The sequence below is a fragment of the Caballeronia sp. 11_S32 genome, from assembly GCF_056930355.1.
In genome coordinates this window covers 377724-390300 of the sequence record NZ_JBXOWH010000002.1, presented here as the reverse complement: position 1 = coordinate 390300, position 12577 = coordinate 377724, and the positions used below count along the sequence as shown (strand labels likewise).

Annotated in this window: 9 protein-coding genes and 2 pseudogenes; 6 read left to right on the top strand and 5 right to left on the bottom strand. The window is 64.5% G+C overall.

Features of this window, described 5'->3' with window-relative positions; translation table 11 throughout:
* Window positions 1–11: 11 nt before the first annotated feature.
* A pseudogene (locus tag AC1Z32_RS09985) lies at window positions 12–449 on the bottom strand (IS5 family transposase); the annotation flags it as partial.
* Between AC1Z32_RS09985 and AC1Z32_RS09980 the strand changes: the two are divergent.
* The 4 genes and pseudogenes from AC1Z32_RS09980 to AC1Z32_RS09965 form a co-directional block, all read left to right on the top strand.
* Window positions 449–668: pseudogene (locus tag AC1Z32_RS09980) on the top strand (3-keto-5-aminohexanoate cleavage protein); the annotation flags it as partial. The pseudogenes AC1Z32_RS09985 and AC1Z32_RS09980 sit on opposite strands and share 1 nt — an antisense overlap.
* Window positions 669–1179: 511 nt before the next feature.
* On the top strand, window positions 1180–2550 hold the full coding sequence (locus AC1Z32_RS09975) for an MFS transporter (RefSeq protein ID WP_483478551.1): 1371 nt from the start codon (window positions 1180–1182) through the stop codon (window positions 2548–2550).
* A 26-nt stretch (window positions 2551–2576) separates the two neighbouring features.
* A complete protein-coding gene (locus AC1Z32_RS09970; protein ID WP_483478550.1) occupies window positions 2577–3809 on the top strand; it encodes a cytochrome P450 in 1233 nt (410 codons plus the stop codon).
* Window positions 3803–4570: a glucose 1-dehydrogenase gene (locus AC1Z32_RS09965; protein WP_483478549.1), complete on the top strand. Its 768-nt coding sequence runs from the start codon at window positions 3803–3805 to the stop codon at window positions 4568–4570. Before AC1Z32_RS09970 ends, AC1Z32_RS09965 begins: the two co-directional genes overlap by 7 nt.
* 19 nt (window positions 4571–4589) lie before the next feature.
* Here the strand turns inward: AC1Z32_RS09965 and AC1Z32_RS09960 are convergent, their stop codons facing one another.
* The 4 genes from AC1Z32_RS09960 to AC1Z32_RS09945 form a co-directional block, all read right to left on the bottom strand.
* On the bottom strand, window positions 4590–6068 hold the full coding sequence (locus AC1Z32_RS09960; RefSeq protein ID WP_483478548.1) for an MmgE/PrpD family protein: 1479 nt from the start codon (window positions 6066–6068) through the stop codon (window positions 4590–4592).
* 37 nt (window positions 6069–6105) lie between these two features.
* Window positions 6106–7035 carry an electron transfer flavoprotein subunit alpha/FixB family protein gene (locus tag AC1Z32_RS09955; RefSeq protein WP_483478547.1) on the bottom strand — a complete coding sequence of 310 codons (930 nt, stop codon included), beginning with the start codon at window positions 7033–7035 and terminating at the stop codon, window positions 6106–6108.
* Window positions 7035–7790, bottom strand: coding sequence for an electron transfer flavoprotein subunit beta/FixA family protein (locus AC1Z32_RS09950; RefSeq protein WP_483478546.1), 756 nt, complete (start codon window positions 7788–7790; stop codon window positions 7035–7037). Before AC1Z32_RS09950 ends, AC1Z32_RS09955 begins: the two co-directional genes overlap by 1 nt.
* Window positions 7791–7861: 71 nt before the next feature.
* Window positions 7862–9517 (bottom strand): spinster family MFS transporter, encoded by a 1656-nt coding sequence (locus AC1Z32_RS09945; protein WP_483478545.1) that lies wholly within the window; start codon window positions 9515–9517, stop codon window positions 7862–7864.
* A 440-nt stretch (window positions 9518–9957) separates the two neighbouring features.
* Between AC1Z32_RS09945 and AC1Z32_RS09940 the strand changes: the two genes are divergently transcribed.
* Both AC1Z32_RS09940 and AC1Z32_RS09935 read left to right on the top strand, forming a co-directional pair.
* A complete protein-coding gene (locus AC1Z32_RS09940) occupies window positions 9958–11637 on the top strand; it encodes an FAD-dependent oxidoreductase (RefSeq protein WP_483478544.1) in 1680 nt (559 codons plus the stop codon).
* Window positions 11634–12539 (top strand): fumarylacetoacetate hydrolase family protein, encoded by a 906-nt coding sequence (locus AC1Z32_RS09935; RefSeq protein WP_483478543.1) that lies wholly within the window; start codon window positions 11634–11636, stop codon window positions 12537–12539. The genes AC1Z32_RS09940 and AC1Z32_RS09935 overlap by 4 nt, the downstream gene beginning before the upstream one ends.
* The last annotated feature ends 38 nt before the right edge of the window (window positions 12540–12577 follow it).

The following is a 12577-nucleotide window of genomic DNA, read 5'->3' as shown; positions in this document are numbered from 1 at the left end:
CATAACAGGCCTTAACAAAATGAGTTCCTCAATCTTCGCCAACAGATGATGCAGCAGGCGATTTTCATGAAGGATTCGTGGATGAGAGCGAGCCGTTCGAAGCGGATGCGTAGCCGGCGAAAGTTGTGAAGCCACGAAATGGTTCGCTCCACGACCCAGCGTGTTTTACCCAATCCGCTACCGTGCGGCTGACCGCGCCGGGCAATTTCTGTGGCAATGCCCGCTGCATGCAACGCACGTCGATGTTTGTCGTGGTCGTAGCCTCTGTCGCCCTGAACGACTCGAGGCTTCGATAGTGGTCGGCCACGCTTGCCGCTGATGGGCGGGATAGCCTCGACCAGCGCTTGAAGCTGAGTGACGTCGTTGCGGTTGGCGCCGGTCAGTATCACCGCGAGCGGGATGCCCTGCGCTTCGGTGATGAGGTGGTGCTTTGAACCGGGTCGCGCGCGGCGCCGGCATTGGCCGCGACCAACTCACGATCGCTCGCTGGTCTCTCGAACTCGGTGGACACTGCCGCACCGGGTTAGAGGACAACGTGCGCATGGACAAGAATACACTCGCCCCGTCCAATGCCGCGCTTGTGCGACAGATTGCCCGATCTATGCGAGGAGCATGGTCGCCCTGTCGCAACGGCATCCCAAGCTCGCGAGATCCTGAACTTGAGGTGAACAGCATACTCTCCGAGCCGTTCATCTTGACCCAGAGGGCGCGCAAGGGCTATTGGCCCCCTCTTTTCCCGCTTCACCTCGTCCGATAGCACGATTGTCAAATTTTTCATGGCTTTGTCTCGTGAAGACGGTGGCTATCGCGGCTCCTAATGTGGTGAAAGCCCTGGGATTGTCACTAAGTTTTCCCTCTCATTGGATCGGAAAAGCATATTGGTCGCCTCACAAGCCTGCGCATAAGCTACCGGCAGACAAACGCATCCGGACAGACCCACAAGCGCGCATTGCGAAGCAAGCGTTGTGCGCCACCTTCAGCGAACCAATCTGATCGCAGGGGCCACGAGCTTGATTTCGCGGCCCCGGGGCTTCGTCGACTTCGCGATTCGTGCGAAGCCGGCAAGGCCGCGTCTCGCGGCGCGCTGTCGACGCCTGGCCGACGTTTGCACGACGCCGCCAAAAAGAAGCGGTGAAACACAGTCGACAGTGCCCGATCACTCTCATTGGTGAGGAGACGATGCAAATCAATCTAGTCGAGCAAAGCGCCGAACGGTCCGACAGACACGCCGCCATCGAGCGGAAGATCTTCCTGAAGGTGACGCTACGGATCATTCCGATCCTCATATTGTGCTTCTTCATCAACTATATCGATCGCGCCAATCTCGGCGTGCTGTTTTCGCCCATCTCCAAAGAGCTGCATCTCACAGGATCCGCATTCGGTTTCGCGGCAGGTGTCTTCTTTCTCGGCTACCTCGTTTTCGAGGTGCCGTCGAATATGGCCATCGTGCGCTTCGGGGCGCGGCGCTGGATCGCGCGAATCATGATCAGCTGGGGCATCGTGACTTGTCTCCTTGCGGCAACGCACAGTGTTCCGATGCTCTACACGCTGCGCTTCCTGCTGGGCGTCGCGGAGGCGGGCTTCTTTCCCGGAGTCCTGTTCTATTTGACGTTCTGGTATCCGCGGCATCTGCTCGGTCAGGCGTATCTAACACTTGAACTGAGCGTGCCCGTGTCGCTCGCGCTCGGCTCGGTCGTCACGGCCGGACTGTTGCTGATGGACGGCGTGGCGGGCATCGCGGGCTGGCGCTGGGCCTTTGCGCTCGAAGGCATTCCCGCGGTGCTGATGGGTATCGTCGTTCTGTTTATTCTTCCCGACGGCCCGAAGGAGGCAAAATGGCTCACGGACGAAGAGCGTGACTATCTGCTCTCGAAGACCGCATCGGGTCATGGGCATTCGAAAGCGAGTCTGGGCGAGCTCAAAGCCGTCATCTGCGATTCGCTGACCTGGCTCTATATCGGTCTCGAGTTCTGCATCATCATCGGCTTCTGGGCAGTCACGTATTTTCTCCCGAAGATCGTGCAGGAACGCTTTCATGTCGACGCCGTCGCGGCGGGCCTGATCTCTTCGATTCCATGGCTGGCAGCGGTCGTCGGCATCGCCCTCGCCGCATGGACTTCGCGCCGGACCGGCGACCGCAAATGGCACTTGCTGATCGTCTTGCTGGCCTCCGCAGTCGGCCTTTGCATCACGGCGCGAGTCGAATCGCCTGTCATCGGGTTGATTGGCCTGTGCATCAGCGCGGCAGGCGTGCAGGCCGCGGTGCCGCTCTTCTGGACCATCCCCGCGATGTCGTTCAGTGGCGCGCGAGCGGCGATCGCGATCGCCTTCATCAACTCGGTCGCGAGCACGGCAGGGCTCGTCGGGCCATGGATTCTCGGCGTATCGCACGATCTGACGGGGACCAGCCGAACCGGACTCTACGTGATGTCCGGCTTCTTCCTCATATCGGCGTTTCTCGCCTTTCATGTCAGTCAGTCGCGCTCCAAGGCGGAGGCGGATCGCAATACGCTCGACGTGCCCGCCACGGGCAGCGTCGGTCTGGAATGACGGCTTCAGGGCAAGGAGAAAGACGAGTGCAAAACGATGCAGACGCAACGGCTCACGACGCCGCCGAACGCATATTCCCCTTCCATCGTCCGGACGCGCCGCTCGGTCCACCACCCGAATATGCGCGCCTGCGCGCGGATCAACCGCTCAGCAAGGTCAGGCTGTGGGACGGTTCCGCGGCCTGGATCGCAACGCGCTGGGAGGATGTGCGCATGATCCTGGGTAATCCGCTTTTCAGCGTTGACCCGTTTCGTCCGGGCTATCCGTCCGTTTCTCCCGCACGGGCGGTGCAGGCGCGCTCGCGTCAGGCGTTCATCAACATGGACGACCCCGACCACGCGCGCTTCCGGCGCATGCTCACGAAGGACTTCATGGAGAAGCGCATGAGCGAGTTGCGCCCGATGGTTTGGCAATTCGTCGATGAACTCATCGGCAAGATGATCGAGCATGGACCCCCGCTCGACTTTGTCGCGCACTTTTCGCAACCGCTGCCGTCGATGGTGATTTCCGCGTTGCTCGGCGTGCCGTACGAGGACCACGCGCAACTCGGCGCGTGGAGCACGACGCGCAACGATCACACCGCGTCGCCCGAGGTCGTGCAGGAGGCCGTGCGCAACATGGAGGCGCATCTCGACCTGATCATCGCGCGGAAGGAAGCCGATCCCGGTGAGGGCCGCGACATGCTGAGCCGGCTCGTCATCGAGCAGATTGGTCCCGGACACGTGACGCGCGAGGAAGTGGTGCGGATCGCGTCGCTGTTGTATTCGGCGGGACACGGCACCACCGGCAGCCAGATCGGGCTCGGTACGCTGTCCTTGCTGATGCACCCGGACCAGCGGGCCGAACTCGATGCTGATCCTTCGCTGCTCGCGAGCGCCGTCGAAGAGATGCTGCGCTTTCATACCATCGCTCATTTCAATTCGGCGCGCGTGGCGACGACGGACGTGATGGTCGGCTCGAACCTGATTCGCGCCGGCGAAGGTGTCTATCCGCTGATCCTCGCGGCCAATCGGGATCCCGCCGTGTTCCCGAACCCTGATATGTTCGATATCCACCGCAACCCGCAGGAGCATGTGGCGTTCGCGTATGGCATTCACCAGTGTCTGGGGCAGCCGCTTGCGCGTCTCGAACTGCATACGGTGTTCAGCATGCTGTTCAAGCGTCTGCCCGGACTGCGGCTTGCCGCGCCCGTCGAGGCGCTGACATTCAACAGCACGTCTCAGGTCTATCGGCTGGAAGCCTTGCCGGTCACATGGTGAGCGGGCGCGAGGTGCCGCGTTTTGCCGGCAAGGTCGCGTTCATCACTGGCGGCGCGTCGGGCATAGGCCGTGCAACGGCGCAATTGATGGCGCGCGAAGGGGCGCGCGTCGTCATCGCGGACCGTTGCCGCGAGGAGGGCGAAGCGCTCGCCGAGTGCCTGCGCCGCCATGACCGGGCGGCGATGTTCGTCGAAACCGACGTGGCGTGTCCCGCGTCCGTCGAATCGGCCATCCTGCGGACGGCGACCACGTACGGCCGCATCGATTGCGCAATCAACAACGCGGGCCTGTCCGAAACGCCGGTCGATCTGGTCGATGCTTCGGCTGAACAGTGGGAGCGCCTGATGTCGGTCAACCTGCGCGGCGTATGGCTGTCGATGCAGCACGAGATCCGGGCGATGCTGCCCGCGGGGCGCGGCGCGATCGTCAACGTCTCGTCACGCACGGGCCTGGTGGGCAAGCCACGGCTCGCCATCTACACGGCCGGCAAGCACGGCGTGCTCGGGCTTACGCGGTCGGCGGCCGTCAACTGTGCGCCGCTGGGCATCCGCATCAATGCCGTGTGCCCGGGGCTCGTGCGAACCCCCTTCGTCGAAAGAAAATTCGGTGATCGCCTGCCCGCGCTTGCGTCCACGATGAATCCGCTGGGACGCATCGGCGAGCCGGAAGAAATCGCGGAAAGCATAGCGTGGCTGTGCTCGGATGCGGCGAGCTTCGTCGTCGGCGTCGCGTTGCCGGTGGATGGCGGCGCGGTGGCGTGATCACCGCGCCTGCCACGCATCACGATTTCACGGCTTGCGCGCGCATCGCGCGGCACAATGCGTCGAGACTCGCGGTGAGCCGCTCGACGGGCAACGCGTCGAGTGACATGACCACGTCCGCCACTTCACTGGCCGCGCGCCGAATGTCGGCCGGGCCATCGCCGCCGGCATCGAGCCCGACCATCACGCCGAACTTGCGCCGGATTTGCTCATCGGAAAAACGGGTCGCGGCAGTCCACGGATCGCCGGTCGCATGGTCGGCGGTGGCGCTGAAGACCGTGCCGCGCGCATGAACGTCGACGCCGCCCGGCACGCCCCGCCATTGTCCGCCCGTCATCCACTCGGCGATGTTCGATGACGATGGCTCCGGCCTGACCGTCACGCGTTCGCGGAAAGCCCCGATACGCGCATCGCTCATGGTCGTCGCGTCGTACCAGCGCGGACCCGGGGGTATCGCGTGAACGAGCGCGGCGAGCGCGTGCGCATGGCTGAACTCGGCGCTGAGCAGATCGCGCGGCTGCTGTTCGCGGAAGATGGGCGTGAGCGCGAACGGATTGGCGCGCACCACGACACGCGTGATTTCTTCGGCCCGCAGCGCGTGCTCGTCCAGCAGTTGCGCGAAGGCGGTCAGGGGATGATGAATCCAGCGGCAGCACGGCCAGGGCTTGTAGGTCGTGTTGAGAATCTGCCAGTCGTCGCCGAGGCCGGCGAGCAAAGCGTGATCGTCGTGGTCTGGCGAGCCGTAGAACTTCCAGAAGGCATTCTCGCCGTCCAGTATGTCCTTGAAGCCGGTGCTCCCGAGTCGCGCGAGCAAGGCGGACGATACGCCGATTTCCGCGCACCAGCCGGCGTCGGCATATTTGTACATCGGTTGATCGATGGATTCCGCCCACTTGCGCAAGGTCGGCTGCGGCGAATTGCTGCCGCCGATGCCGAATGCGTGATTGGCCTGCCTGCCGTCGAGACGCGCGATATGCGCCGATGCGCCGATGGCCGCCCACGCGATCGTCGCGGCGGGCCCACCGAGCTCGTTCCAGCCGATCACCTTGCCGTTCTCGATCTGCATCGGCGCGCCCATCCAGCTGCCGATGCGGGCGCCGACGTCGAAGCCCACGGCGATCGCGCCGAGCAGATCGCGGCCGCTGCGCCTGTCGACCTCCGCCAGCGCCAGCGCGGAGAACACGGTGGCATTACCGAAGTGCGTCGAGGTGGGGAAGGTGTCGTCGGCGTCGAGCACGTTGGCGAGGCGCGCGTTGGCGTAGGCGGCCGCGGTCGCCGAACTACGCTGCTCCGCGCCGACGACGCTCGCATGAGGCGCGCCGCCGAGCGTGCTCACATACTCGAGCGCGATTCTTCCGCTCGGCGTATCGACCGCGCCGAGCGCGCAGCCGATCGTATCGAGCAGCAGGCGTTTCGTTTCGTGCACGACCGCTCGAGGCAGATCGTCGAAACGGGTCTTCACGGTGAAATCGGCCAATGTCTGCGTGAGCGAGGTCATGCGGGCAACTCCTGAATGAGCGATGAATGAGCGCGCATCAAAGCGCGGCCCTCAGTTGCGGCAGCGCCTCGAACAGATCGCCGACGAGGCCATAGTCCGCCACCTGGAAAATGGGCGCATCGGCGTCCTTGTTGATGGCGACGATCACCTTCGAGTCCTTCATCCCGGCGAGATGCTGGATCGCGCCGGAAATGCCGATGGCGACATACAGTTGCGGCGCAACGATCTTGCCCGTCTGCCCGACCTGCAGATCGTTGGGCGCAAAGCCCGCATCGACCGCCGCGCGCGACGCGCCCACGGCGGCGCCGAGCCGGTCGGCGAGCGGGTAGAGCAGTTCGAACTCCTCGGCGCTGCGCATGCCGCGCCCACCGCTCACGACGATGCCGGCGGCGTCGAGATCCGGGCGATCCGAGCGCGCAAGCTTTTCGTCGACGAACACGGACAGGCCGCTGTCGTTCGCGGTCGCGAGGGGCACGATGTCGGCGTTGCCGCCGCTCGCCTCGACAGGCGCGAAGGCCGTCGCGCGCACGGTCGCGCACTTGATCGCCGCGCTCGACTGCACGGTCGCGATCGCGTTGCCCGCATGGATGGGACGCCTGAAGGTATCGGCGGACACGACCGCGACGATGTCGGAAACGGGATCGGTGTCGAGCATCGCGGCGATGCGCGGCAGTACGTTCTTGCCGTGCGAGCTTGCCGCGCACAGGATGTGGGTGTAATCCGCCGCCATCGATACGACGAGCGGCGCGATGTTTTCCGGCAACTGATGCGCATGAGCAACATGATCGGCGACGAGCACCGTGTTCACATGCGCAATGCCAGCCGCCTGCCGCGCCGCGTTCTGCACGTCATGCCCGGCGACGAGCAGCGTGATGTCGCCGCCGATCGCGCGCGCGGCGCCGACGGTGTTCAATGTGGCGGCGCCGAGCACGCCGTTCGAATGTTCCGCGATGATGAGAATGGCCATCAGATTACCTTTGCTTCTGTCTTGAGCTTGTCGACGAGCTGCGCGACGGACTCGACCCTGACGCCGCCCTTGCGCTCGGCCGGCGGCTCGACGCGCAATGTCGCGAGGGTCGTATCGAGGGAAACGCCGAAAGCGCTCGCCGCGACCGTGTCGAGCGGCTTCTTCTTTGCCTTCATGATGCTGGGCAGCGTCGTGTAGCGTGGACCGTTGAGGCGCAGATCGGCCGTGACGACCGCGGGTAATTGCAGGGAGATCGTCTGCAGTCCGCCATCCACTTCGCGCGTCACCGTCACGCGTCGCGCCGCGGTATCGACGTCGACGGCGGAGGCGAACGTGCCTTGCGGCCAGTTCAGCAATGCGGCGAGCATCTGGCCGGTCTGGTTGTTGTCGCTGTCGATTGCCTGCTTGCCGAGCAGCACGAGCTGCGGCTGTTCCTTTTCGACGACGGCCTTCAGCAGTTTCGCCACGGCGAGCGCGCCGGGAGCGTCCGCCGTTTCGACGAGGATCGCGCGATCCGCGCCGATCGCGAGTGCCGTGCGCAACTGCTCCTGCGCGGCGGCCGGTCCGATCGACACAACGACGACTTCCGTCGCGATCCCTTTCTCCTTGAGGCGCACCGCTTCCTCGATGGCGATTTCGCAAAACGGGTTGATCGACATCTTCACGTTGTCGAGTTCGACGCCGCTATGATCGGATTTCACGCGCACCTTCACGTTGTGATCGACGACGCGCTTGACCGTAACCAATACCTTCATGCTGACGACCTCATTACCTGATTCCTTCTTCGTTGAGTGAGCGAAATGATTCGAAACGGGTTCGCGGACCTTCAGTGCGTAAGCTGGGGTCCGCCGACTTCCACGTAGCCATCCTCGCGCGTTTCGGCATTGAAGCGTTCGAGTTCGGCATGCGCGTCCGCTTCGCCCTGCAGCAGCGAGCGGCTCGCGAACAGCAGTGCGCCGATCGAGACGGGCAGCACGCCGATCGCGCTGAGAATGGCGAGTCTGAGATCGCCGGATGCGTCGCTGACGAGGCCCACGAAGTACGGCCCGAGGCCCAGTCCAAAGATATTCGGCCCGAGCGAGAACGCGGCGAACGCCGTGCCGCGCAGGCGCGGAATGACGAGGTCCTGCGTGGTCGCCTGGAGCGGGCCGAACCACATCGGCACGAAGAACGTCGCGACGGCATACGCGCAATAGAACACGGTGATGCTCTGTGTGAGGTACTGGACCACGCTCGCCGCGCTGAAGGCCGTCGCGGTCACGCAGACAAAATACAGGCGGCCGAATGGGTGTTTGCGCTTGGCCCAGTCGCACAGATAGCCGCTGACGCTGATGCCGCTGCCGCCCGCGATGATCGCGATGATGCCGAGATGCAGGCCGGCGTGCGCGGTCAGGCCGAGCGTGCGGCTCGCGTAGACGAATACGAAGGCGTTGACGGCGTTCATCGCGAACGCGAGAAACGCGCCGGCGACAGTGACGGCCGCGAAGGTGCGCGAACCCGTGATGAGACGATGCGCGTAGGCGTCGCCGAGGCGCGTCGCCTGATACCAGTTCGAACAGACATAGAATGCGACGGCAATCGCGACCCACTGCACGAGGTTGCTGGTGACATCGAAGCCGCCCACCGTCGCGATCACGGCTTTATGTCCGGCTGAAAGGACCTGGTTCGTGCCCCACGTGGCCACGATCACGAGCGCGACCGACAGCATCAGATAGACGAAATTGCGCTGATACTCACGGCGCGGCGCGCCGAGCGCCTGCAGGCGAAACCAGCTCCACGGCGGCGTCATCGCGCCGAGATCGCGCAGCGCGCTCGCGAACGGATGCGGGTCCTTCTTCGCGGGCACGGTGTCGAGACGGCCGCGTACCGGCTCGCGAATGGTCAGCAGCACGATCAGCGCGAACAGCATGCCCGGCACGCCGACGCCGATGAACGACGCCTGCCAGCCCGTGAGTCCCAGCGGCGCACTGCCGTTCGCAAAGGTCCGTTCCCATGCCGACACGATCGAACCGCCGATCGCGAGCGAGGCGCCCGCGCCCACATACACGCCGACCGAATATAGCGCGAGCACCGTGCCGCGCCGGGCGCGCTCGAAGTAATCGCCGAGCAGCGAGACGGCGGCGGGCGTGGCGCTCGCCTCGCCGATACCGACACCGATGCGCGCCGTGCCCAGTTGCACGAAGTTGCGCGAGAGGCCGGAGAGCGCCGTCATCAACGACCAGAACGACAGGCCGAGCGCGAGCGTGCGCACGCGGCTCCAGCCGTCGGCGAGACGCGCGAGCGGAATGCCGAACACGCAGTAGAAGAGCGCGAACGATGTGCCGTAGAGCAGGCCGAGCTGCGCGTCGGACACGCCCAGATCCTTCTTCAGATAGGGCGCGAGGATGGTCACGATCTGACGGTCGACGTAACTGAAAGCGTAGATCAGCGTCAGGATGAACAGCACATACCAGCGATACCAGGGACGTTCATGGGTCGTCATGGTGAACCTTTGAAGTGCGGCGCCGCAACCTGAGTCTGCGCGGCGCTAGATGCGAATCGACGGCCTCGCGCCCGCGCTTGCGGGCAGGCCGACCTTGTTGAAAACGCTCGCGCGCGGCGGCTAGTCGGTGCGGATGGCGGGCATGGCGTCGTGTCTCCTGATCTTGTCTTTTGTCGGCTGCCGGGGCGTCTCGGCCCCTCGGCTGCTTCACAGGATAGCCATGCCTGTCGGCCTGAAACCAATACGTTTTTCCGATCCATTGAGAGGAAGAACCTTGCGTGCGTATCAGAGGGAAATCCTCTGAATTCCTCTGCAAACAGTATTGGTCGAGGCGCGGGAGTGCTTGCTAGAGTGGCTTCACATCGAGGCGCCGCTGCCGGAAAGCATGGCGGTGCGACTTAGGTTCTAACGACACGTGGAGCATGATGGAGCATTCAGCTATGGCGCAAATCGAAGCGAACGGGCGCGCCCCGGTCGTCATTGTCGGAGCAGGGCCGATCGGCCTTTCCCTTGCGGGCGATCTCGGCTGGCGAGGCATTCCCTGTGTGCTCATCGAGCGCGGCGACGGCACCGTGTTCCAGCCCAAGATGGACATGGTCGGCATCCGCACGATGGAGTTTTGCCGCCGCTGGGGCATCGTCGACGATGTCGAGAACGCGGGCTACAACCGCGACTACCCGCAGGATTACGCATGGGTTTCGCAGCTCTCGGGCGGCTATGAATTCGGGCGCGAACCGTTTCCGAGCGTGCGCGACGAGGCGCGTCCCGAGCAGAGCCCGCAAAAGCGCGAGCGCTGTCCGCAGAATTTCTTCGATCCCGTGCTGACGCGCTTCGCGAAGAAGACGGGCAAGGTGCAGATCCGCTATGGCACGGAGTATGTGTCGCATGAGGAGCGCGAGGACGGCGTCGCCGTGACCGTGCGCGACCTCGCATCGGGTGAGGAAGATACGATCGAGTGCCAGTATCTCGTGGGTTGCGACGGCGGCGCGAGCCGCGTGAAGGAGAACCTCGGCATCCGCATGACGGGCACGCCCGCGCTGACCTATACGACCAACGCGATCATCGAGTGCAAGGGACTGGAAGCCCTGCACGACAAGAAGCCGGGATACCGCTACATCTTCATCGGCCCGGAAGGCACATGGAGCACGGTGGTCGCGATCAACGGACGCGACTGGTGGCGCTTTTCGATCGTCGGCGACGGCGAGATGCGCACACTCTCGGAAGACGACGTGGCGGCGGCATTCCGGCGTGCCGTGGGCCGCGACGACGTCGAGTTCAGGGTCATCTCCGTCATGCCGTGGATTCGCCGCCAGCTCGTCGCCGACGACTACGGCACGGCGCGCGTGAAGATCGCCGGCGACGCCGCGCATCTGACCTCGCCGACGGGCGGTTTCGGCATGAACATGGGCATTCAGGACGCCGTGGACCTCGGCTGGAAGCTGCAGGCGATGGTCGAGGGCTGGGGCGGCGCGCATCTGCTGGACACGTACGAGTTCGAGCGCCGTCCGGTGGCGATCCGCAACGTGAACGAGGCGACCAGCAATCTCAAGCTGATGCTCACGCCGCGCAAGAACCTGAGTCCCGCCGTGTTCGAGCCGGGCGAAGCGGGCGACGAGGCGCGTCGCATCTTCGGCGAAGCCTACACGACGATGATGAAGCGCGAGTGGTACACGATCGGCATTCATCTGGGCTTTCGCTACGAGGGTTCATCGATCGTCGTGCCTGACGGCACGCCGGAGCCCGAAGACACGGTCAGCACCTATGTGCAGACCTCGCGTCCCGGCCATCGCGCGCCGCATGCGTGGCTCGCGCCCGGCCGCTCCACGCTCGACCTGTTCGGCCGTGAGTTCGTGCTGCTGCGCTTCGTTGCATCGCTCGATGTGGAACCGCTGCGAGAGGCCGCGCAATCCGCGGGCGTGCCTTTCGCGATCGTCGATATCGGCAACGACGCGGCACGCGCCGCTTACGAGCGCGCGCTCGTGCTCGTGCGTCCCGATGGCCACGTGGCCTGGCGCGCCGACGCGGCGCCCGAGGATGCGCAAGCGTTGATCAACGTGATTCGCGGCGTCTATCCCGTGAAGCCCGAGGCGGCCGTCGCCGAAGAGGTGGTCACGCGATGAAGCTCGTTACCTTCGATCAGGGCCGTATCGGCATCGTGGAAGGCGAGCGGGTCATCGATGTCACCGATCTCGCGGGCGCACAGCCGGGCACATGGCCGCCCGTCGGCATGGTGCGACTGATCGCCGACTGGCACGAGCGCGGGCCCGCGCTATCCGATGCACTCAGGACGCGCGACAGCCAGCAGCTTGCCAGCGTGCGGCTCGAAGCGCCCGTGCAGTGGCCGAACAAGATCATCGCGTTTCCGGCGAACTATCACGCGCATATCGACGAGATGAAGAATGGCTCTGGCAGCGGCGTGATCTCGACATTCAAGGCGAGCGGCCAGGGATTCTTCCTCAAGGCGAATTCGAGCCTGAGCGGTCCTGCGGACGACATCGTGCTGCCGCCGCTCGGGAGCCGTGAGATTCATCATGAGTGCGAGCTCGGGATCGTCATCGGCAGGCGAGGGCGGGGCACGACGCGCGCCGATGCACGCGACTACGTGTTCGGCTTCACCTGTCTGCTCGACATGGTTGTGCGCGGCAAGGAAGAGCGCGTCATGCGCAAGTCCTTCGACACCTTTTGCCCGACCGGACCGTGGATCACGACCGCCGATGAAATCGCGGACTTCGACGACATCCGGATGCGTCTGTTCGTCAACGGCGAGGAGCGCCAGTCCGCTTCGACGCGCAATCTGATCGTCGACATTCCCGAGATGATCGCGATGTCCTCGGCCGTGATGACGCTCGAACCGGGCGACATCATCGCGAGCGGCACGCCGGCGGGCGTCGGACCCGTCGAGGACGGCGACGTGCTGGAGATCGTGATCGACGGCGTCGGCTCGATGAAGCTGCGCGTGCGTCAGGGCGAGCTCGGCGCGCATTCCGTATGGGACGAAGCCAAAGCCGGTCTCGCGGTGTGAGTCGCGCCACGTCGCAAAGAGACCAACGAACAGAGGGA

Coding starts and splice junctions, on each gene's coding strand:
- AC1Z32_RS09935 (WP_483478543.1), top strand. CDS start 11,634: ATGAAGCTCGTTACCTTCGATCAGGGCCGTATCGGCATCGTGGAAGGC.
- AC1Z32_RS09945 (WP_483478545.1), bottom strand. CDS start 9,517: ATGACGACCCATGAACGTCCCTGGTATCGCTGGTATGTGCTGTTCATC.
- AC1Z32_RS09950 (WP_483478546.1), bottom strand. CDS start 7,790: ATGAAGGTATTGGTTACGGTCAAGCGCGTCGTCGATCACAACGTGAAG.
- AC1Z32_RS09975 (WP_483478551.1), top strand. CDS start 1,180: ATGCAAATCAATCTAGTCGAGCAAAGCGCCGAACGGTCCGACAGACAC.
- AC1Z32_RS09965 (WP_483478549.1), top strand. CDS start 3,803: ATGGTGAGCGGGCGCGAGGTGCCGCGTTTTGCCGGCAAGGTCGCGTTC.
- AC1Z32_RS09960 (WP_483478548.1), bottom strand. CDS start 6,068: ATGACCTCGCTCACGCAGACATTGGCCGATTTCACCGTGAAGACCCGT.
- AC1Z32_RS09940 (WP_483478544.1), top strand. CDS start 9,958: ATGGCGCAAATCGAAGCGAACGGGCGCGCCCCGGTCGTCATTGTCGGA.
- AC1Z32_RS09955 (WP_483478547.1), bottom strand. CDS start 7,035: ATGGCCATTCTCATCATCGCGGAACATTCGAACGGCGTGCTCGGCGCC.